Below are 20,127 nucleotides of genomic sequence, written 5' to 3'. Positions count from 1 at the left end.
GGTCAGGACTCCTGGTCATGCCGATTGACCCGGGCTTCCAGGATGTTCTGCAGATGCGCGAGCACGCTCGCCAGAATCCAGTAGATCAGCGCGGCGGCAAGATACATGGTGAAGATTTCGAAGGTTCGGGCAGTGATCAGCTGCGCCTGGCGGAACAGCTCCGGCACCTGGATGGTCGCCGCCAGCGCGGTGTCCTTGACCAGGGAGATGAAGCTGTTGCCCAACGGTGGCAAGGCTGTGCGCGCCGCCTGCGGCAGGATGGCCCGACGCAGGGTCTGGGCGCGGGTCATGCCGATACTCGCCGCCGCTTCCCATTGGCCGCGCTCGATGGAGCCGATGGCCGCCCGCAGGATTTCACACGCATAGGCGGCCATGTTCAGCGAAAAGCCGATCAGGGCCGCCGGTAGCGGGTCGAGTTCGACGCCCAGTTGCGGCAACCCGTAATAGATCACGAACAACTGCACCAGCAACGGTGTGCCGCGAAAGAACGACACGTAGATGCGGGCGATCCAGTTCACCGGTTTGAAGCGTGACAAACGCATCAACGCCAGGCCGAACCCGAGCAGCAAACCGAAGAACATGCCGCCCAGGCTGAGGATGACGGTGTAGTACGCGCCCTTGAGCAGGAAGGGCGCGGAGTCCAGCGCAAGTTGAAAAGCGTCTTCCATTATTTCGTGACGTCAGCGTTGAAGTACTTCTGCGAGATCTTGGCGAGGGTGCCGTCGGCGCGCAGTTTGTCGATGGCCTTGTTGATCGCATCCAGCAACTCGGGCTCGCCTTTGCGCAGGGCGATACCGGATTCCTGGCGGGAGAACGCTTCGCCGGCGGCCGTTGTGTCCTTGGCTTTCTTGGCGTATTCCAGTGCTGCGAGGCGGTCGATCAGGATAGCGTCGATGCGACCGACACGCAGGTCCTGGAACTTGGTCGGATCATCTTCATAGGTACGCACGTCAGCGCCGGGTACATTGGCTTTGACCCACTGTTCGTAGTTGGTGCCCAGACCTACGCCGACCTTCTTGCCGGACAGATCCGCAGCCGTCTTGAAGGTGTCTTTGTTCTTGGTCAGTACCAGCGCCTGAATACCGGAAACGGTGTAGGGCTGGGAGAAGTCATACTTCTTCTTGCGCTCTTCGGAAATGGTCACCTGGTTGATCACCGCGTCCAGGCGCTTGGATTCCAGTGCTGCGAGAATCCCGTCCCATTTGGTCGGTTGCAGTTTGACCTTCACGCCCAGCTCCTTGGCCAGGGCTTCGGAGAATTCCACTTCGAAACCGGCCAGCTTGCCGTCGGCATCGACGAAGCTGAAGGGTGGGTAAGTGCCTTCCAGGCCGATATTGATCACGCCTTTGTCTTTGATCGTTTGCAGCTGCTCACCGGCAACCGCTTGCCCCAACAAGCCGACACCCAATGCCAGGCCCAGCGAACCCACCAACAGGTTGCGACGTAATGCGGAAAAATTCATGACAAGCCCCTGTGTTTTCTTATGAAGACGTTATCTGGATAGAAAGGCGTAGCCGCGATTGGAAAAGATTGCCACATCCTGCCTTAAAGCAGGTCGTGCGTCTCGCGGCAAATGCGCCTTGTGGCGAGACTATAGGGTGACCGATATAGATTGGAAAATAATATTAACTAAATCTTATATTCCAATATGGAATTTATCGTTCTTTAGTGGGAGCGAGCCTGTTCGCTCCCACTAAAGAAGTCATCCCTCTTTTCAAAACGCCGCGCTGTAGGCAAACAACGCCGGCGCGCCACCGGTGTGCAGGAACAGGATCGGGCCGTCGTCGAAGCGGTCGCGACCGATGCCGTCGAGCAGGCCGGCCATGGCCTTGCCGGTGTAGACCGGGTCCAGCAGCAGGCCTTCCTGGCTGGCGAGCAGCTTGACCGCCGCCAGGGTCCCGGCGTTCGGCTCGCCGTAGCGGGGCGCGAAATATTCGTCCCACAAGTTGACCTTGAACGCGGCTGGGAGCGCCACATCCAGCAACTGGGCGATGCGTTCGGCAAGACCCTGGACCTTCGGAAACTGGTCCTCCTCGCTGCGCGAAACCGTTACGCCAATCACCGGAAGCTGCGGCAGCGTCTCGCTCAGGGCCAACGCCAGGCCGCTGTGGGTGCCCGCGCTGCCCGAAGCCAATACCACGGCGGAGAATTCGAGCCCGGTGTCCTTGATCTGCTCGGCCAGCTCCAGGCCGGCGCGCACATACCCCAGCGCGCCCAAGGCATTCGAACCACCAATCGGTACCAGGTAAGGTTTTTTCCCATTGCTGCGCAGGCGACTGGCCAGGGCCTGCAATTGCTCATCGGCGTTGTCCAGGTTCTCCACCAGTTCGACCTTGGCGTCGAACAGCTCCAGTAACAGCCGGTTGCCGTTGCCCAGGTAGTTGCTGTCCTCGGTGCCGATGGGGTTTTCCAGCAGGGCCACGCAGCCCAGGCCCAGTTTGGCCGCCAGGGCAGCGGTCTGGCGCACATGGTTGGATTGGATCGCGCCTGCGGTGATCAGCGTGTCTGCACCTTGGGCCAGGGCGTCGGCGGCGAGGTACTCGAGCTTGCGCAGTTTGTTGCCGCCCAGCGCCAGCGGGGTCAGGTCGTCACGCTTGATGTAGATGTCGCGACCGAGCCAGGTAGAGAGACGATCGAGTTTTTCCAGGGGAGTCGGGTGGCCGAGCAGGTCGAGACGGTTAAAACGCGCCAGCTGTTGTTTGATCATGGGTCCGTACTGGTTGTAGGAAATGTCTGGACTATAGGCACGTGGGTATCCATGGGCAACCGGCATGTGGAAGCCGCTCGCTCGGCCAGGGGCTTTACGCTAACTGAACGAATACTTCCCCAGCACCGTCATACCCTCCCGCAGGTCGACGTAGGAAACGTACCGTCTAGCCTTGCGATTAGTCCTTAGCCACCTATCTATGTTTAACTTGAACGCTCATTCAAGTTAAACCATTGGTTTGCTGCCCGCTCACAACAGGAGGCTTGCCTTTGCCGAGTCCGTTTTCGATTGTCCCGATGTTGCTTTGCGAGGTGCTTCGTTCATGAATGCCTCGTCCCTTCCTCCCAGCGGCCTGGTCCGCATGAACCGGCCAGTGTTCTACTTCGCGGCGACGTTCATTCTCTTGTTCGGCCTGGTGGTGATCATGCTGCCCACGCAAGCCGGCGCGTGGTTGCTGGCGGCGCAGAACTGGGCGGCCAATACGGTCGGCTGGTACTACATGCTGGCGATGACGCTGTATCTGGTCTTCGTGGTGGTCACCGCCTTGTCCGGCTACGGCAAGATCAAGCTCGGTGCCGACCACGACGAGCCCGAATTCAGTTACCTGTCCTGGGCCGGCATGCTGTTCGCCGCCGGGATCAGCATCACGCTGTTTTTCTTCTGCGTCTCCGAACCATTGACCCACATGGTGCAGCCGCCCCAAGGCGAGGCCGGCACCGCGCAGGCGGCACGCCAGGCCATGCAGATTCTGTTCTTGCACTGGGGCCTGCACGGCTGGGGCGTGTTCGCTTTCGTCGGCATGGCCCTGGCTTATTTCGCCTATCGACACAATTTGCCGCTGGCTCTGCGTTCGGCGCTGTACCCATTGATCGGCAAACGCATCAACGGCCCCCTCGGCTACGCGGTGGACGGCTTTGGCATCATCGCGACAGTGTTCGGCCTCGGCGCGGACATGGGCTTTGGCGTGCTGCACCTCAACTCCGGGCTCGATTATCTGTTCGGCATCGACCACACCCAGTGGGTCCAGGTGGGTTTGATCGTGCTGATGATGGGGGCGGCGATCATCGTCGCGGTGGCCGGCGTCGACAAGGGCGTGCGGGTCATGTCCGACATCAACATGCTGCTGGCCTGTGCGTTGTTGCTGTTCGTGCTGTTCGCAGGTCCCACCCAGCATTTGCTCAATACCCTGATCCAGAATGTCGGGGATTATCTCGGCGCCCTGCCGATGAAAAGTTTCGACCTGTACGCCTACAACGAACCCAGTGACTGGCTGGGCGGCTGGACGGTGTTCTACTGGGCCTGGTGGATCGCCTGGTCGCCGTTCGTGGGGCTGTTCATTGCGCGAATATCCCGTGGTCGCACCATCCGCGAATTCGTCTTTGGCGTGCTGCTGATCCCCCTGGGTTTCACCCTGGCGTGGATGTCGATTTTCGGCAACAGCGCCATCGACCAGGTGTTGAACCACGGTATGAGCGCCTTGGGCATGTCCGCCCTGGATAACCCGTCGATGAGCCTTTACCTGCTGCTGGAAACCTACCCGTGGAGCAAGACCGTCATCGCCGTCACGGTGTTCATCAGCTTCGTGTTTTTCGTCACGTCCGCCGACTCCGGCACCGTGGTGCTTTCGACGCTGTCGGCCAAGGGCGGCAACCCTGATGAAGACGGACCGAAATGGCTGCGGGTGTTCTGGGGGGCGATGACGGCCCTGGTGACCAGCGCCTTGCTGTTCTCCGGCAGCATCGATGCCCTGAAGTCGGCGGTGGTGCTGACGTCCCTGCCGTTCTCGCTGATTCTGCTGTTGATGATGTGGGGCCTGCACAAGGCGTTCTATCTCGAATCCCAGAAGCGGATCGCGCAGATGCATTCCCTGGCGCCGGTGTCCGCGTCGCGACGGGGCAAGGGTGGCTGGCGCCAGCGCTTGAGCCAGGCGGTGCATTTTCCGTCCCGTGACGAGGTGTACCGTTTCCTCGACAGCACGGTGCGCCCAGCCATTGAAGACGTGACGGCGGTGTTCGTCGAGAAGGGCCTGACGGTGGTCGCCCAGCCAGACCCGGCCAACGACAGCGTCAGCCTGGAGATCGGCCATGGCGAGCAGCATCCATTCATCTACCAGGTGCAGATGTGCGGTTACTTCACACCGTCGTTCGCCCGGGGAGGCATGGGTTCCAAGGAACTGAACAACCGTCGTTACTACCGTGCCGAAGTGCACTTGAGCGAGGGCAGCCAGGATTACGACCTGGTGGGCTACAGCCGCGAGCAGGTCATCAACGATATCCTCGACCAGTACGAGCGACACATGCAGTTCCTGCATTTAGTGCGCTGATCGGAATAACGCCTCGGCCATCGCCGGCCTGGGCCCAGTGGAGGCGTTTGCGCAGGCGCGATGACCGGTTGGTGACGGGAGGCTGAAATGCGCTAATCTTTTTTCAAGGTGTGTATTGTGTGTATCGAAATCACCTTTCGCAGCTAGAGTTTTCCGGCAGAGCTGTCGCTGCGGTTACCGGATCTGGAGGAAGGATTCGCCCACATGAAATTTCCGGTCGTTCTGCACAAGGATGCCGATTCCGAATACGGAGTGACTGTCCCGGATGTACCGGATTGTTTCTCCGCAGGCAGCACCGTGAGCCAGGCATTCGAGAATGTGAAGGAAGCGCTCTCATTGCATTATGAGGGGCTGATAGCTGACGGCGAGCCGCTGCCGCAGATCCACGAAATTGACGATCATCTCGACAATCCGGTTCGGTCTGCCTGACGTCATGCAGGGGCCTGCTTTGCAGGCCAGCGAAGCCTCCTCGCCACAGGTGGGTGGTGTGTTCGTTGGATCGGACAGCAGCGGGTTTTTCCTGGGCGTCGATTCCTCGGCGTGATCATTCAATGGACCTGGCCGTGCCACGGCACCAGTTTGCGTTGCAGGGCGCGCAAGCCCATTTCCATGGCGAAGGCAATCAGTGCAATCACCAGGATCCCGAGGATCACGACGTCGGTGACGAGAAATTGCGCCGCCGATTGCACCATGAATCCCAGGCCGCTGGTGGCGGCGATCAGTTCGGCGGCGACCAATGTCGACCAGCCCACGCCCAGGCCGATGCGAATGCCGGTGAGGATGTCCGGCAGGGCGCTGGGCACGATCACATGGCGAATCAGCTGGATCCGGGTGGCGCCCAACGATTGCGCGGCCCGTAACTTGGCCGGGTCTACGGTGCGCACGCCGGTGGCGGTGGCGATGGCGATCGGGGCGAAGATCGCCAGGTAAATCAGCAGCACTTTCGACAACTCGCCGATGCCGCACCAGATCACGATCAGCGGCAGGTAGGCCAACGGTGGAATCGGTCGGTAGAACTCGATCAAGGGGTCGAGCACGCCACGGGCGATGCGGTTGGCGCCGATGGCGATGCCCACTGGCACCGCTGTCAGCACCGCGAACAACAAGCCCAGGCCGATTCGCCCAAGGCTGGCGGCCAAGTGCTGCCAGAGGGTGGAGTCCATATAGCCGCTGGTTGCCAGCAGCCAGCCTTTTTGCAGGACGGCGGACGGCGAGGGCAGGAACAGCGGCTCGATCAGGCCGCTGGCGGTGACGACCCACCAGACGGCCAGCAAGACGATCAGGGTCAGGGCACTGATCCCGCGGATGCTCAGGTGGAGTCTCGCGTTGACGGCGGGCCGCTTGGCCGCAGGCTCGCTGATCACCACTGGAATGTCGTAACTGCTCATGGGCGCTCCTGTGGCCGAGTGGTGCTGCGTTGGGAGAACACCTTGGCGAGCACATGCTCGCGGGTTTCGATAAAGCGCGGGTCGGATTTGATCGACCGTGCGGACTCACCGGCCCCGTAGCGTCGGCCGAAATCCAGTGCCAGGCGTTCGACAACCTGGCCCGGATTGGGCGCCAGCAGGATAAGGTCGGTTGCCAGGAACACGGCTTCTTCAATGTCGTGGGTGATCAGGAACACCGGCTTGGCGGTGCGTTGCCAGACTTGCAGCAACAGCTCCTGCATTTGTTCGCGGGTGAACGCATCCAGTGCGCCGAACGGTTCATCCATCAGCAGCACGCGCGGATCGGCCGCCAGCGCACGGGCCAGGCCGACACGCTGCTTCTGCCCCCCGGAAAGCTGCCAGATGCGACGCTGGTCGAAACCGGCCAGGTCCACCAGGGCCAGCATCTCCCGGGCGCGGGCCTCGCGCTCTTGTCTGGGGATCCCGGCCAGTTCCAGACCAAAGCCAACGTTGGCCAATACGTCCTGCCAAGGCAACAGCGCATCATCCTGGAACACCACGCCGCGTTCGGCGTTTGGGCCGCTGACGGGGACGCCGTCCAGGGTGATGTGCCCGGCGCTGGGCTCGACGAATCCGGCAATCAGGTTCAGCAGCGAGGTCTTGCCACTGCCGGAGGGGCCGAGGGCAACCAGCAATTGCTTCGGGCCCAGGCTCAATGAGATATCCGCCAGCACTGGTTCCGTCGCACCGGGGTACTGGGCACTGATGCGCTCCAGTTGTAGCAAGGCCATCGCGTGTCTCCCTTTGCTGATCAGCGAGTGATGTACTTGGCGCTGACGTAAGGCGCGTAGTCCGGTAGCACGGCTTCGACCTTGCCTTGCTCTTTGAGGAACGCCGCGGTGTCAGTGATGGCTTGGGTGGTGGGTGCGCCGAGGCTCACGACCTGGTCGGCCGCCAAGGGAAAGACGTTGCCTTGCAGCAGCAGGGGAACATCGCTGGCCTTGGCTCCGGAGAGCTTGACCAGTTTGTCGACGTTGGCCGCATTGGCCAGCCAGGCTTGCGGATCCTTGCGGTACTGGGCGTAGGCGTCGAGGGTGACCTTGGCGAAGGCCGTGACGATTTCAGGGTGCTTCTGGGCGAAGTCCTTGCGCACGATCCAGGCGTCGAAGGTTGGCGCGCCGAACTTGGCCAGTTCTGCCGAAGTGATCAGCACCTTGCCGTTTTCCTTGGCCACGCCCAGGGCCGGGTCCCAGACGTAGGTGGCGTCGATGTCGCCGCGTTTCCAGGCAGCGATGATGGCCGGTGGTGCGAGATTGAGGACGGTGACTTTCGAGGGATCGATGTTCCAATGCTTCAGCGCCGCGAGCAGGCTGTAGTGACCGGTGGACACAAACGGCACGGCGATTTTCTTGCCGATCAAATCTTGCGGAGTCTTGATCCCGGCACCGTCGCGAACCACCAAGGCCTCGGCTGCGCCGATCTGGGTGGCGATGAGGAAGGTTTCCACCGGCACTTTGCGGGAGATGGCAGCGGTCAGCGGGCTGGAACCAAGGTAACCGATCTGCACATCGCCCGAAGCGATGGCCGTGATCACATCAGCGCCGTTGTCGAACTTGCGCCAGTCGATCTTGGCCTGGGTGGCTTTCTCATAGGCGCCGTCGGCCTGGGCGACTTTGGCCGGGTCGACGGTGGTCTGGTAGGCGACGGTCAGGTCGGCTGCCTGGGCAAACAGACTTGCGGCAGCCAGGGAGGCGGCCGCGAGAAGGCGAAGGGGGAAACTCAAGGTCATGGCAAGACTCCTCAACAGGCTGCCGGAAAGTCGGCGTTTGAGGAGACTAAATGATCTAAGAATTAAAAAATAAATAACTTTTTTGCATGAGCTTATCTGCGAAAAATTTGCCGCGTCGATCGTCCGAGGCTCAAGTCTCCGGCCTGTGGGAGCAAGGCTTGCCCGCGACGGAGGCGATGCGGTTTCTCAGAAACCGAGGTGCCTGTTTCGCGAGCAAGCTTTGCTCCCACAGCTCGTCAGTTACTGATCGCCAGGATGCTCGCCTGATACGAACCCACGAACACGTCGAAATCACCCACCTCGTTCTGCTCCAGCTCGGCTTGCTGGGCCAGTGACTCACGGGCAGCTTCGTCGAACGCCGTTTGGTCCTGGGCGGGCAAAGGCTCGGCGCGGAAGAACTCGGCGTGGACCTTGCTCTGGCGCAGGGAGAACTGGGCGAAACTTTCGCCGTGCTCGGCCATGGCGGCGAGCACCCGGGCGGAAGGTGTCAGGGATGGATCGCGGACTTTCGCCAGTTGCCCATCCACCGCCTGGCGGTGGGCGTCGCCACCTTGGGCTTGATCGAGCAACGAGGCCAACGGTGCGATTTTCTCCAGCAATTCGGTGGCCCAGGCCTGCATGTCCACCCATTCGCCCCCGCGTTGCAACTGCAAGCCCGGCTTGCGGCCTTCCTTGACCACGCTCAGGAAGTTGCTTGTGGCATTGCCGCACTCGTTGTTTTCGAGCTGCGGGCTGTCGTTCAGGCCACAATACAGCAGGAAGGCATCGAGGAACCGCGCTTCGGTGAGGTCGATGCCCATCGGCAGGAACGGGTTGATGTCCAGGCAACGCACTTCGATGTACTGGATACCCCGGGCCATCAATGCCTGGATCGGACGCTCGCCGGTGTAGGTCACGCGTTTGGGGCGGATATTGGAGTAGTACTCGTTTTCGATCTGCAGGATGTTGGTGTTGAGCTGCACCCACTCGCCGTCCTGGTGCGTGCCGATTTCGACGTACGGCGCATAAGGCGTTGCCACCGCTTTGCGCAGGCTGTCGGTGTAGCTGGTCAGGTCGTTGTAGCACGGCGTCAGGCCGGCCTGGGCGTTGCTCTGGTAACCCAGGTCGCTCATGCGCAGGCTGGTGGCGTAGGGCAGGTACAGGGTGTCCGGATCCAGTTGTTCCAACTGGTGCGCACGCCCCCGCAGGAAGCCGACATCCAAGGCTGGCGAGGCGCCGAACAGGTACATCAGCAACCAGCTGTAGCGCCGGAAGTTACGGATCAGCGCGATGTAGGCCGACGATTGGAAATCGCGGTCGCTCATCTCGGCGGCTTCGTTCTGTCGCAGCAGCGGCCAGAGCTTTTCCGGCAGGGAAAAGTTGTAGTGGATCCCGGCAATGCATTGCATGGTCTTGCCGTAGCGCAGGGCCAGGCCCTTGCGATAGACATACTTGAGGCGACCGATGTTCGACGTGCCGTAATACGCGATCGGAATGTCCTCTTCGGCCGGCAGCGGACACGGCATCGAAGGGCTCCACAGGTATTCGTCGCCCAGTTTGCTGTAGGCAAAGCGGTGGATCTTGTCGAGGCTGTGCAGGGTGTCGGCCGGGTTGGCGAGGGCCGGGGTGATGAACTCCAGCAACGACTCGGAATAGTCCGTGGTGATCTGCTCGTTGGTCAGCGCCGAACCCAGGGCCTGCGGGTGCGGAGTCTGCGCCAAGCGCCCTGTGGCCGTGACGCGCAGGCATTCACGCTCGATGCCGTGCAGGCATTGTTCGAGCAGGGAGAGGTTGGCGCGCTCGCCGAGCAGGGCCAGGCGGCGGTTTAAAAGGTCGCTCAAGTTGAATTCCTTCACGCGTCAGTCGCCCCAATATGGGGGTGGGCAGGACGGTCTACAAGGGTGAAGTTAAAACTGGCGTTTTCGCCTGGTTTTTGCTGCAAGAATTGATCGCCGCAATTCCCTTGTGGGGCGTTGCGACACCACTGTACCGAAATTACCCCAAATCGATGACAGGCAGCTACAGGACAGCGAACGTGCCTTGCGCTTTTGCGACCAGTTTGTCGTCTTGGATCAGCACCTGTGTGCGCCGGCCCGGATGGATGACCAGGCCGGCGCGTGCCTCAGCGCTTCTTAAGTTGTTTGGCGTTGGCGAACAGCGAGGCCATGGCGTTGTTGGCTGGGGCTGCGGTGGCGGTTTCCTTGCGTGGTGCGTTGTTCTGCGGCTGACGAGGTGTCGAGCCGGGACGCGCGCCACGGGCACCGTCGATTTTTTCGCCCGGCGTGTCGCTCATGCGCATCGACAGGCCGACGCGTTTGCGCGGGATGTCGACTTCCATGACCTTCACTTTCACCACATCACCGGCTTTCACCGCCTCACGCGGGTCCTTGATGAACTTCTCCGACAAGGCCGAGATGTGCACCAGGCCGTCCTGATGCACACCGATGTCAACGAACGCACCGAAATTGGTGACGTTGGTCACCACGCCTTCGAGGATCATGCCCGGTTGCAGGTCCTTGAGGTCTTCGACGCCTTCCTGGAACTCGGCGGTCTTGAACTCCGGACGCGGGTCGCGGCCTGGTTTCTCCAGTTCCTGGAGAATGTCGGTCACGGTGGGCAGGCCGAAGGTTTCGTCGGTGAACTTCTTCGGATCCAGGCGCTTGAGGAACGCGGCGTCGCCGATCAGCGAGCGAATGTCGCGGTCGGTCTGCGCAGCGATGCGTTGCACCAGCGGGTAGGCCTCGGGGTGAACCGCGGACGAGTCCAATGGGTTGTCACCGTTCATGACCCGCAGGAAGCCGGCGGCCTGTTCGAAGGTTTTTTCACCCAGGCGCGGGACTTTCTTCAGCGCGGCGCGGGTTTTGAAGGCGCCGTGCTCGTCGCGGTGGGTGACGATGTTCTGCGCCAGGGTGGCGTTGAGGCCGGAAATACGTGCCAACAGGGCCACCGAAGCGGTGTTCACGTCCACACCCACGGCGTTCACGCAATCTTCCACCACGGCATCCAGCCCACGGGCCAACTTCAATTGGGAAACGTCGTGCTGGTATTGGCCGACGCCGATGGACTTCGGATCGATCTTCACCAGCTCCGCCAGCGGATCCTGCAAGCGCCGGGCGATGGACACCGCGCCACGGATCGACACGTCCAGGTCGGGGAATTCCCGAGCGGCGAGTTCCGACGCGGAATAAACCGAAGCGCCGGCCTCGGAGACCATGACCTTGGTCATTTTCATCGCTGGGTATTTCTTGATCAGCTCGGCGGCCAGCTTGTCGGTCTCACGGCTGGCGGTGCCGTTGCCGATGGCGATCAGGTCCACCGAGTGCTTGGCGCACAGGGCAGCGAGCACGGCGAGGGTCTGGTCCCATTTGTTGTGCGGCACGTGCGGGTAGACCGTGGCGTGGTCCAGCAGCTTGCCGGTGGAGTCCACCACCGCCACCTTGCAGCCGGTACGCAGGCCCGGGTCCAGGCCCAGGGTCGCGCGCGGGCCGGCCGGGGCGGCCAGCAGCAGGTCATGCAGGTTGTGGGCAAACACGTTGATCGCTTCGGTCTCGGCGCTGTCGCGCAACTCGCCCAGCAGGTCGGTTTCCAGGTGGGTGTAGAGCTTGACCTTCCAGGTCCAGCGCACCACTTCGCCCAGCCATTTGTCGGCGGCGCGGTTCTGGTTCTGGATGCCGAACTGCTGGCCGATCATGCCTTCGCACGGGTGCATGGTGCCGGGCAACTCTTCGCCAACCTTCAGCGCAGAACTGAGGACGCCTTCGTTGCGCCCGCGGAAAATCGCCAGGGCGCGGTGGGACGGCACGCTCTTGAGCGGTTCGTCATGTTCGAAATAGTCGCGGAACTTGGCGCCTTCCTCTTCCTTGCCAGCGATCACGCGGGCGCTGAGGATGGCTTCCTGCTTGAGGAAGTTGCGCAATTTTTCCAGCAGGTTCGCGTCTTCGGCGAAACGCTCCATGAGGATGTACTTGGCGCCTTCCAGGGCAGCCTTGACGTCGGCCACGCCTTTTTCGGCATCGACGAAGCGTGTCGCTTCGGTTTCCGGGGCCAGGGTCGGGTCGTTGAACAGGCCGTCGGCCAGCTCGCCGAGGCCGGCTTCCAGGGCAATCTGACCCTTGGTGCGGCGTTTTTGCTTGTAGGGCAGGTACAAGTCTTCGAGGCGGGTCTTGGTGTCGGCCTGCTTGATGTCGCGTTCGAGTGCGGGGGTCAGCTTGCCCTGTTCCTGGATACTGGCCAGGATGCTGATGCGCCGTTCGTCGAGTTCTCGCAGGTAGCGCAGGCGTTCCTCCAGATGACGCAATTGAGTGTCATCGAGGCTGCCGGTCACTTCTTTCCGGTAACGGGCGATGAAAGGCACCGTAGAGCCTTCATCGAGTAGCGCGACGGCCGCTTCGACCTGTTGTGGGCGTACGCCGAGTTCTTCGGCAATGCGGCTGTTGATGCTGTCCATAAAACCACCTGACAAATTGTGAAATCAGGCTCGCCACCGCGGGAACGGGGCTCGGCGAGACTGGTTGAGCGGCCTGGCACGCGCCGCTGCCTGGGTCAAAAGGCTGCCTTGACCTGCGAAATTCAAAAAGTGCTGCCTGGCCAACGCAAGGCACTGGCACGCCAGGGACGGCACGGAGCGGTATTCCCTGGCACAAAGGGCCGCGCATTATAACCAGCGTTCCGTCTTGAGGGGGGGACGTGGTCTGTAGGCCAGATACCCGAATTCATGGAGATAGAGGAAAAATCTGCTAACAATGCACACGGTGCGTATAACGGCAGCTAGGCCATAATGCGCGCCGAGATCAAAGGAGCTTCCTATGAGCAGCACTGCACAAACTGCTGAAGGCGAAAAAATTCTAATCGTTGACGACGATCCGGGGCTGAGCAGCCTGCTGGAGCGCTTTTTCGTCAGCAAGGGCTACCGCGCCCGCACTGTCCCGAACACCGAACAAATGGATCGACTGCTGGCCCGGGAAGTCTTCAACCTGGTGGTGCTCGACCTGATGCTGCCCGGTGAAGATGGTCTCACTGCCTGCCGTCGCCTGCGTGGCGCCAACAACCAGATCCCGATCATCATGCTCACCGCCAAGGGCGACGAACTGAGCCGTATCAAGGGCCTTGAACTGGGCGCCGACGATTACCTGGCCAAGCCGTTCAACCCCGACGAGTTGATGGCCCGGGTCAAGGCGGTCCTGCGTCGCCAGTCGGCTCCGGTACCGGGCGCGCCGGGCAGTGAAGATGAAAGCGTGACCTTCGGCGACTATGAACTGTCCCTGGCCACCCGCGAGCTCAAGCGCGGTAATGAAGTCCACATGCTCACCACCGGTGAGTTCGCGGTGCTCAAGGCCCTGGTGATGAACGCCCGCCAACCGTTGACCCGCGACAAGCTGATGAACCTGGCCCGTGGTCGCGAGTGGGATGCGCTGGAGCGCTCCATCGACGTGCAGATTTCCCGTCTGCGCCGGATGATCGAGCCCGATCCTTCCAAGCCACGTTATATCCAGACGGTCTGGGGCGTGGGTTATGTGTTCGTTCCGGACGGCGCCGCCAGCAAATGATCGGCGATTTGTAGGAGCGAGTGGCTTGGGAGAGGGTGAAAACCTTCTTCCAGGCGACTCGCAGTCCGTCATTGTGCGAGCATCGCTCGTTCCTGCAAGTGTGTAGCGGTTATTCATGAAAACCCCGGTTTGGTTCCCCCAGAGTTTCTTCTCCCGCACCCTCTGGCTGGTGCTGATCGTCGTGCTCTTCTCCAAGGCGCTGACGCTCGTCTACCTGCTCATGAATGAAGACGTGCTGGTGGACCGGCAATACAGCCATGGTGTTGCCTTGACCCTGCGGGCCTATTGGGCTGCCGATGAGAACAATCGGGCGAAGATCGCCGAAGCGGCGACCCTGATCCGGGTCGTCGGTGCCGGTGTGCCGGAAGGCGAGCAGCACTGGCCCTACAGCGAGATTTACCAACGCCAGATGCAGGCCGAGCTCGGTGCCGATACCGAGGTCCGGCTGCGCATGCATTCACCGCCCGCATTGTGGGTCCGGGCCCCAAGTCTGGGGGACGGCTGGCTGAAGGTACCGTTGTACCCGCATCCGCTGCGCGGCCAGAAAATCTGGAACGTACTCGGCTGGTTCCTGGCCATCGGCCTGCTGTCGACGGCATCGGCGTGGATCTTCGTCAGCCAGCTCAACCAGCCCTTGAAGCGCCTGGTCTACGCCGCCCGTCAACTGGGCCAGGGCCGTAGCGTGAGGCTGCCCATCAGCGACACGCCCAGCGAAATGACCGAGGTCTATCGCGCATTCAACCAGATGGCCGAGGACGTCGAGCAGGCCGGGCGCGAGCGCGAACTGATGCTGGCGGGTGTCTCCCACGACTTGCGCACACCGCTGACCCGCCTGAGGTTGTCGCTGGAGCTGATGGGCGAGCACACCGAACTGACCGATGACATGGTCCGCGACATTGAAGACATGGATGCGATCCTCGACCAGTTCCTGGCGTTCATTCGTGACGGCCGTGACGAGTCCGTCGAAGAGGTGGACCTCAGCGAACTGGTGCGGGAAGTGGTCGCGCCCTACAACCAGAATGCTGAAAAAGTCCACTTGCGCCTGGAGCCAATCCAGCCGTTTCCACTGCGCCGGGTGTCGATGAAGCGGTTGTTGAATAACCTGATCGGCAACGCCCTGAACCATGCCGGTACGGGAGTCGAAGTGGCGGCGTATGTGTCCGGTGATACCAATGCGCCTTATGTGGTGCTGAGCGTCATGGACCGGGGTGCCGGAATCGATTCGTCGGAGTTGGAAGCCATTTTCAACCCCTTCACCCGGGGGGATCGTGCCCGGGGCGGGAAGGGCACGGGGCTGGGGCTGGCCATCGTCAAGCGCATCGCCTCGATGCATGGCGGCAACGTCGAGCTGCGCAACCGCGCCGGTGGCGGCCTGGAAGCGCGGGTGCGGTTGCCGTTGGGGTTGATGCTGCCGCGGGATGCGGTTTAGGGGCAGCTGCTTCTTAGCCTTTGCCCTTGGTCCGAGTCATGTTCGGCCCGCCATTTTTTTCCAAGTGCTCGATGATGATGCCCGCCACGTTCTTGCCCGTGGTGGTCTCGATGCCTTCCAGGCCCGGTGAGGAGTTGACTTCCATTACCAGCGGCCCGTGGTTGGAGCGCAGGATGTCCACGCCCGCCACGGTCAGGCCCATGACTTTGGCCGCGCGCAGGGCGGTCATGCGCTCTTCCGGGGTGATCTTGATCAGGCTGGCGCTGCCACCACGATGCAGGTTGGAGCGAAATTCCCCGGGCCGGGCCTGGCGCTTCATCGAGGCAATCACCTTGTCGCCGACCACGAAACAGCGAATGTCCGCGCCGCCGGCTTCCTTGATGTATTCCTGGACCATGATGTTCTGCTTCAAGCCCATGAACGCCTCGATCACCGATTCCGCTGCCGTCGCGGTTTCACACAGGACCACGCCGATGCCCTGGGTGCCTTCCAGCACCTTGATCACCAGCGGCGCGCCGTTGACCATGGCGATCAGGTCGGGGATGTCGTCGGGCGAGTGGGCAAAGCCGGTCACCGGCAAGCCGATGCCGCGCCGTGACAGCAGTTGCAGCGAACGGAGTTTGTCCCGGGCACGAGCGATGGCCACGGACTCGTTGAGGGGAAAAACCCCCATCATCTCGAACTGACGCAGCACGGCGCAGCCGTAGAAGGTGACCGATGCGCCAATCCGCGGGATCACCGCGTCGAACCCCTCGAGCGGCTTGCCACGGTAGTGGATCTGCGGCTTGTGGCTGGCAATGTTCATGTAGGCGCGCAGGGTGTCGATCACCACCATTTCATGGCCACGTTCGGTCCCGGCTTCAACCAGGCGACGAGTGGAATACAGACGCGGATTACGCGACAGCACAGCGATCTTCATGCAACACCTGTGGCAGAGGTAGTGGACACCGGGAATACCGGCTTGTCTTGAACATATTTGACGCCTGGATTGACCACCAATTGGCCATCGATCAAAGCCTTGGAACCCAGTAACAGGCGGTAACGCATGGATTTGCGACAGGCAAGGGTAAACTCGACTCGCCAGATCCGGTCGCCCAGTGCCAGCGTGGTACTGATCACGTAGCGGACCTGGGCCTGACCATTGGAGCTTTTTATGGTCTTGCGCGTCACCAACGGGGCTTCGCAGCGGCGATGGCGCAATTGCACCACCGTGCCGAGGTGCGCTGTGAAGCGCACCCACTTTTCCCCGTCGCGCTCGAACGGCTCGATGTCGGTGGCGTGCAGGCTGGAGGTGCTGGCACCGGTGTCGATCTTTGCCCGTAGGCCGGCAACTCCCAGATCCGGGAGCGCCACCCATTCGCGTAGGCCGACAACGGTCAGATGGTCAAAAGTCTTCAATGAAAAAAACCTGCGATCGGTACTTCGGATCGTGGACTTCGTGAGTCGCGGTATTCACGCAGAATAATCACAAAATGGCGACAGTTATCTACTCGACTGTTTGCATTCGTGACCTTCGATGCGCCGACCCGTACTGGTGAAGGCGGTTCGGCGGGCATTCTATCTGTCGGACCGGATTCGTGCCCCCGACAAAAACGGTAGTACAGTTCTGACGGTTGGCAGAAAGAGGATGTGCAGTGGCGCAGAAAAAAGAAGAAGACGATAAGGTCCGTCTTGATAAATGGCTGTGGGCGGCGCGGTTCTACAAAACGCGTGCCCTCGCCAAGGCCGCCATCGAAAGCGGCAAGGTCCATCACCGGGGCGAGCGATGCAAGCCGGGCAAGGAACCGCGTGTGGGCGATGAGTTTGTCATCCGTACCGGTTTCGATGAGAAAACCGTGGTGGTTGAAGCATTGTCGATCGTGCGTCGCGGCGCGCCCGAAGCACAGGCCCTGTATCGCGAAACCGAAGCCAGCATTGCCAAGCGCGAAGCCGCGGCGGCGCAACGCAAGGCCGGTGCCCTGGGTGTCAGCACCGATGGCAAGCCGAGCAAGAAGCAGCGCCGGGATCTGTTCAAGTTCCATGACAGCAACAGCGAGTAGCGCATCGCTGGCTGGAGGCCAGTGACGTTCCTGTGGCGAGGGAACAAGCGCCCTCGCCACAATGTGCCAGCCTACCCATTCGGATGAGTTGTAAGCGCCTGCCCGTCAGGCAAGCCCACACCTTGCTTGGAACGCACCCTGAATGCCCATAAAATGCGCGCCATCATTTGCCATCCCCTCAGATACCAGACTCTATGACTGATTTTTCGGACACCGACTACACCCAACGTTTCATCTTCGATGACAGCGACGTGCGCGGCGAGCTGGTTGCGTTGGAGCGTAGCTACGCCGAGGTCCTCGCCAAGCACCCGTACCCGGAGCCTGTTGCGCAGTTGCTGGGCGAACTGATGGCCGCCGCGGCGTTGTTGGTCGGCACCCTGAAGTTCGATGGCTTGCTGATTCTCCAGGCACGTTCCGAAGGCCCGGTGCCCCTGCTGATGATCGAGTGCTCCAGTGAGCGTGAAATCCGTGGCCTGGCCCGTTATCACGGCGAACAGATCGCGCCGGACGCGACCCTGGCCGAGCTGATGCCCAACGGCGTGTTGGCCCTGACCGTCGATCCGACCCACGGCAAGCGCTACCAAGGCATCGTCGATCTCGACGGTGCATCCCTCGCCGAATGCTTCACCAATTACTTCGTCATGTCCCAGCAGACCAACACCGGCTTCTGGCTCTACGCCGATGGACGGCGCGCCCGTGGCCTGCTGCTGCAACAGTTGCCCGCTGAACGCCTGCGTGACCCCGAGGAACGTGAAGCCAGTTGGCAACACGTTACCGCTCTGGCCAGCACCCTGAGCGCCGATGAACTGCTGGGCCTGGACAACGAAACGGTGTTGCATCGCCTCTACCACCAGGAAGCCGTTCGCCTGTTCGATGGGCAGCCGTTGCGCTTCCAATGCAGTTGCTCTCGTGAACGTTCTGGCAATGCGTTGGTCAGTTTGGGGCGGGAAGATGCCCAGCAACTGGTGATCGAGCATGGCGGCGCCATCGAGATCGATTGCCAGTTTTGCAACGAGCGCTATCTGTTCGATGCGGCGGACGTCGCTCAATTGTTCGCCGGAGCGGGTGTCGACGCACCGTCAGATACTCGTCACTAAAACGGTTCAGCGCAGGTAAATCTCCTGTCAAACGCCGGATTTACGCCGTACTGACGGGAGGGCCCTACTTTTTTTGGGCGTTTCTGGCATAATCCGGCCCACTTTTTTCGGGTAGTAGTGCGCGACTTCCTACTACAAAACGTTTGGAGCACTCGGCCAAGGGCCGACGGGGAATCTCATGACGCAAGCCAATAACACCGTGTACACCGATCTGAGTGTCGATGAACTGGTCAAAGAAGCCCTGAATCGCGGTGAAGGCGAGCTTGCCGATACTGGCGCGCTGGTTGTCCGTACCGGTCACCGTACCGGTCGCTCGCCAGTCGACCGTTTCATCGTGGAAGAGCCAACCACCCAGGATGCTATCGCTTGGGGCCCGATCAACCGCAAGTTCCCGGCCGACAAGTTCGATGCCCTGTGGGCTCGCGTCGAGGCGTTCAACAACGCGCAAGAGCATTTTGTTTCCCATGTGCATGTAGGTGCTGCCCAAGAGCACTACCTGGCCGTGAAGATGACCACCCAGACTGCCTGGCAGAACCTGTTCGGTCGTTGCCTGTTCATCAACCCGGCCCAGTACAACCCGGCTGGCCGTGAAGAATGGCAGGTGCTCAACGTTGCCAACTTCGAATGCGTTCCAGAGCGTGACGGCACCAACTCCGATGGTTGCGTGATCCTCAACTTCGCCCAGAAGAAAGTGCTGATCGCTGGTATGCGCTACGCCGGTGAAATGAAGAAAGCCATGTTCTCCGTGCAGAACTTCCTGCTGCCGGCCGCCGACGTGCTGCCGATGCACTGCGCCGCCAACATCGGCGAAGAAGGTGACGTTACCCTGTTCTTCGGTTTGTCGGGCACCGGCAAGACCACCCTGTCCGCCGATGAAAGCCGTTACCTGATCGGTGACGACGAGCACGGTTGGGGCGAGGGCGTGGTGTTCAACATCGAAGGCGGTTGCTATGCCAAGTGCATCGACCTGTCCGAGAAGAACGAGCCGGTCATCTGGAAAGCCATCAAGCACGGTGCGGTGTTGGAAAACGTTGTACTGGATGCTGCCAAGAAGGCTGACTACGCCGATGGCAGCCTGACCCAGAACAGCCGTGCCGCCTACCCGCTGGAGCACGTCGAGAAGCGTTCGGAGAAAAACCTCGGCGGCGAGCCCAATGCCGTGATCTTCCTGACCTGCGACCTGACCGGCGTACTGCCACCTGTGTCGATCCTTAGTGAAGAACAAGCCGCCTACCACTTCCTGTCCGGCTACACCGCTCTGGTGGGCTCGACCGAAATGGGCTCGGGCAGCGGCATCAAGTCGACGTTCTCCACCTGCTTCGGCGCCCCGTTCTTCCCGCGCCCTGCCGGTGAGTACGCGGAGCTGCTGATCAAGCGTATCCGTGGCTTCGGCTCCAAGGTCTACCTGGTCAACACCGGCTGGACCGGCGGTGGCTACGGCGTCGGCAAGCGCTTCAACATCCCGACCACCCGTGCGGTGATCGCGGCCATCCAGAGCGGCGCGCTGATCGGTGCTGAAACCGAGCACCTGGACATCATCAACCTGGACGTGCCGCTGGCTGTTCCTGGCGTTGAGACTGGCTTGCTGAACCCGCGCAATACCTGGGCTGACAAGGCTGCCTACGATGAAGCTGCCAAGGCGCTGGCCGGCTTGTTCACCGAGAACTTCAAGAAGTTCGATGTGAGCGACGCGATCAAGGCTGCTGGGCCGCAGTTGTAAGGCTTAGCGAATGAAAAAGCCGCCCCTTGTCCGGGCGGCTTAATGAGATGGTCACCCCCACACCCTGCGAGGGCTACGCTTTCGCAGGGTGTTTTGTTTTCGGAGGCCAT

The 20,127-nt window shown here is 61.3% G+C and carries 16 protein-coding genes and 2 pseudogenes; 7 read left to right on the top strand and 11 right to left on the bottom strand.

The annotated features are described in order from the left end of the window. Positions 1–2: 2 nt before the first annotated feature. The 3 genes from tcyL to N4Q37_RS20900 all read right to left on the bottom strand — a co-directional run bounded on the left by tcyL (position 3) and on the right by N4Q37_RS20900 (position 2,707). Positions 3–668, bottom strand: a complete 666-nt coding sequence (tcyL, locus tag N4Q37_RS20910) for a cystine ABC transporter permease (protein ID WP_260961492.1) — start codon at positions 666–668, stop codon at positions 3–5. Beyond that, positions 668–1,462, bottom strand: coding sequence for a cystine ABC transporter substrate-binding protein (gene tcyJ, locus N4Q37_RS20905; RefSeq protein WP_260961491.1), 795 nt, complete (start codon positions 1,460–1,462; stop codon positions 668–670). Before tcyJ ends, tcyL begins: the two co-directional genes overlap by 1 nt. Positions 1,463–1,714: 252 nt before the next feature. Further along, positions 1,715–2,707, bottom strand: coding sequence for a D-cysteine desulfhydrase (locus N4Q37_RS20900; RefSeq protein WP_260961490.1), 993 nt, complete (start codon positions 2,705–2,707; stop codon positions 1,715–1,717). Positions 2,708–3,068: 361 nt separating this feature from the next. On the opposite strand from N4Q37_RS20900, the gene betT reads away from it, so the two are divergent. Together betT and N4Q37_RS20890 are read left to right on the top strand one after the other, a co-directional pair. Then, positions 3,069–5,030 carry a choline transporter BetT gene (betT, locus tag N4Q37_RS20895; RefSeq protein ID WP_260961572.1) on the top strand — a complete coding sequence of 654 codons (1,962 nt, stop codon included), beginning with the start codon at positions 3,069–3,071 and terminating at the stop codon, positions 5,028–5,030. A gap of 204 nt (positions 5,031–5,234) precedes the next feature. Then, positions 5,235–5,444: pseudogene (locus tag N4Q37_RS20890) on the top strand (type II toxin-antitoxin system HicB family antitoxin); the annotation flags it as partial. A gap of 134 nt (positions 5,445–5,578) precedes the next feature. Here the strand turns inward: N4Q37_RS20890 and tauC are convergent. The 6 genes and pseudogenes from tauC to N4Q37_RS20860 form a co-directional block, all read right to left on the bottom strand. Beyond that, positions 5,579–6,418 carry a taurine ABC transporter permease TauC gene (gene tauC, locus N4Q37_RS20885; RefSeq protein ID WP_260961489.1) on the bottom strand — a complete coding sequence of 280 codons (840 nt, stop codon included), beginning with the start codon at positions 6,416–6,418 and terminating at the stop codon, positions 5,579–5,581. Next, complete coding sequence (gene tauB, locus N4Q37_RS20880) at positions 6,415–7,209, bottom strand: taurine ABC transporter ATP-binding subunit (protein ID WP_260961487.1); 795 nt, start codon at positions 7,207–7,209, stop codon at positions 6,415–6,417. The genes tauC and tauB overlap by 4 nt, the downstream gene beginning before the upstream one ends. 20 nt (positions 7,210–7,229) lie before the next feature. Beyond that, positions 7,230–8,207 carry a taurine ABC transporter substrate-binding protein gene (gene tauA / locus N4Q37_RS20875; RefSeq protein WP_260961486.1) on the bottom strand — a complete coding sequence of 326 codons (978 nt, stop codon included), beginning with the start codon at positions 8,205–8,207 and terminating at the stop codon, positions 7,230–7,232. Between the two features lie 236 nt (positions 8,208–8,443). Beyond that, positions 8,444–10,027, bottom strand: a complete 1,584-nt coding sequence (gene gshA / locus N4Q37_RS20870; RefSeq protein WP_260961485.1) for a glutamate--cysteine ligase — start codon at positions 10,025–10,027, stop codon at positions 8,444–8,446. A 178-nt stretch (positions 10,028–10,205) separates the two neighbouring features. Then, positions 10,206–10,292 (bottom strand): annotated as a pseudogene (locus tag N4Q37_RS20865) (PaaI family thioesterase); the annotation flags it as partial. Positions 10,293–10,308: 16 nt separating this feature from the next. Then, positions 10,309–12,633, bottom strand: a complete 2,325-nt coding sequence (locus tag N4Q37_RS20860) for a Tex family protein (protein ID WP_260961484.1) — start codon at positions 12,631–12,633, stop codon at positions 10,309–10,311. Between the two features lie 358 nt (positions 12,634–12,991). Between N4Q37_RS20860 and ompR the strand changes: the two genes are divergently transcribed. Together ompR and N4Q37_RS20850 are read left to right on the top strand one after the other, a co-directional pair. Further along, on the top strand, positions 12,992–13,732 hold the full coding sequence (gene ompR, locus N4Q37_RS20855; RefSeq protein ID WP_260961483.1) for an osmolarity response regulator transcription factor OmpR: 741 nt from the start codon (positions 12,992–12,994) through the stop codon (positions 13,730–13,732). Between the two features lie 115 nt (positions 13,733–13,847). After that, a complete protein-coding gene (locus N4Q37_RS20850; RefSeq protein ID WP_260961482.1) occupies positions 13,848–15,161 on the top strand; it encodes an ATP-binding protein in 1,314 nt (437 codons plus the stop codon). A 13-nt stretch (positions 15,162–15,174) separates the two neighbouring features. Here the strand turns inward: N4Q37_RS20850 and rimK are convergent, their stop codons facing one another. Beyond that, positions 15,175–16,080 carry a 30S ribosomal protein S6--L-glutamate ligase gene (gene rimK, locus N4Q37_RS20845; RefSeq protein WP_260961481.1) on the bottom strand — a complete coding sequence of 302 codons (906 nt, stop codon included), beginning with the start codon at positions 16,078–16,080 and terminating at the stop codon, positions 15,175–15,177. Further along, entirely contained in the window at positions 16,077–16,559 is a 483-nt protein-coding gene (gene rimB / locus N4Q37_RS20840; RefSeq protein WP_449301167.1) for a retropepsin-like aspartic endopeptidase RimB, read from the bottom strand. Before rimB ends, rimK begins: the two co-directional genes overlap by 4 nt. 236 nt (positions 16,560–16,795) lie before the next feature. Here rimB and N4Q37_RS20835 point away from each other — a divergent pair, with 236 nt between their 5' ends. The 3 genes from N4Q37_RS20835 to N4Q37_RS20825 all read left to right on the top strand — a co-directional run bounded on the left by N4Q37_RS20835 (position 16,796) and on the right by N4Q37_RS20825 (position 20,017). Further along, on the top strand, positions 16,796–17,200 hold the full coding sequence (locus N4Q37_RS20835; protein ID WP_260961480.1) for an RNA-binding S4 domain-containing protein: 405 nt from the start codon (positions 16,796–16,798) through the stop codon (positions 17,198–17,200). A 194-nt stretch (positions 17,201–17,394) separates the two neighbouring features. Continuing rightward, a complete protein-coding gene (gene hslO / locus N4Q37_RS20830) occupies positions 17,395–18,297 on the top strand; it encodes an Hsp33 family molecular chaperone HslO (RefSeq protein ID WP_260961479.1) in 903 nt (300 codons plus the stop codon). 178 nt (positions 18,298–18,475) lie between these two features. After that, complete coding sequence (locus tag N4Q37_RS20825) at positions 18,476–20,017, top strand: phosphoenolpyruvate carboxykinase (protein WP_260961478.1); 1,542 nt, start codon at positions 18,476–18,478, stop codon at positions 20,015–20,017. Positions 20,018–20,127 lie beyond the last annotated feature (110 nt).

Source organism: Pseudomonas citri (assembly GCF_025336485.1).
In the GTDB taxonomy this organism is placed as follows: Bacteria; Pseudomonadota; Gammaproteobacteria; order Pseudomonadales; family Pseudomonadaceae; genus Aquipseudomonas; species Aquipseudomonas citri.
Note: the sequence above shows the minus strand (reverse complement) of the source record. Positions and strands in the feature narration are given on the sequence as shown.

Coding starts and splice junctions, on each gene's coding strand:
- tcyL (WP_260961492.1), bottom strand. CDS start 668: ATGGAAGACGCTTTTCAACTTGCGCTGGACTCCGCGCCCTTCCTGCTC.
- tcyJ (WP_260961491.1), bottom strand. CDS start 1,462: ATGAATTTTTCCGCATTACGTCGCAACCTGTTGGTGGGTTCGCTGGGC.
- N4Q37_RS20900 (WP_260961490.1), bottom strand. CDS start 2,707: ATGATCAAACAACAGCTGGCGCGTTTTAACCGTCTCGACCTGCTCGGC.
- betT (WP_260961572.1), top strand. CDS start 3,069: ATGAACCGGCCAGTGTTCTACTTCGCGGCGACGTTCATTCTCTTGTTC.
- tauC (WP_260961489.1), bottom strand. CDS start 6,418: ATGAGCAGTTACGACATTCCAGTGGTGATCAGCGAGCCTGCGGCCAAG.
- tauB (WP_260961487.1), bottom strand. CDS start 7,209: ATGGCCTTGCTACAACTGGAGCGCATCAGTGCCCAGTACCCCGGTGCG.
- tauA (WP_260961486.1), bottom strand. CDS start 8,207: ATGACCTTGAGTTTCCCCCTTCGCCTTCTCGCGGCCGCCTCCCTGGCT.
- N4Q37_RS20860 (WP_260961484.1), bottom strand. CDS start 12,633: ATGGACAGCATCAACAGCCGCATTGCCGAAGAACTCGGCGTACGCCCA.
- ompR (WP_260961483.1), top strand. CDS start 12,992: ATGAGCAGCACTGCACAAACTGCTGAAGGCGAAAAAATTCTAATCGTT.
- N4Q37_RS20850 (WP_260961482.1), top strand. CDS start 13,848: ATGAAAACCCCGGTTTGGTTCCCCCAGAGTTTCTTCTCCCGCACCCTC.
- rimK (WP_260961481.1), bottom strand. CDS start 16,080: ATGAAGATCGCTGTGCTGTCGCGTAATCCGCGTCTGTATTCCACTCGT.
- hslO (WP_260961479.1), top strand. CDS start 17,395: ATGACTGATTTTTCGGACACCGACTACACCCAACGTTTCATCTTCGAT.
- N4Q37_RS20825 (WP_260961478.1), top strand. CDS start 18,476: ATGACGCAAGCCAATAACACCGTGTACACCGATCTGAGTGTCGATGAA.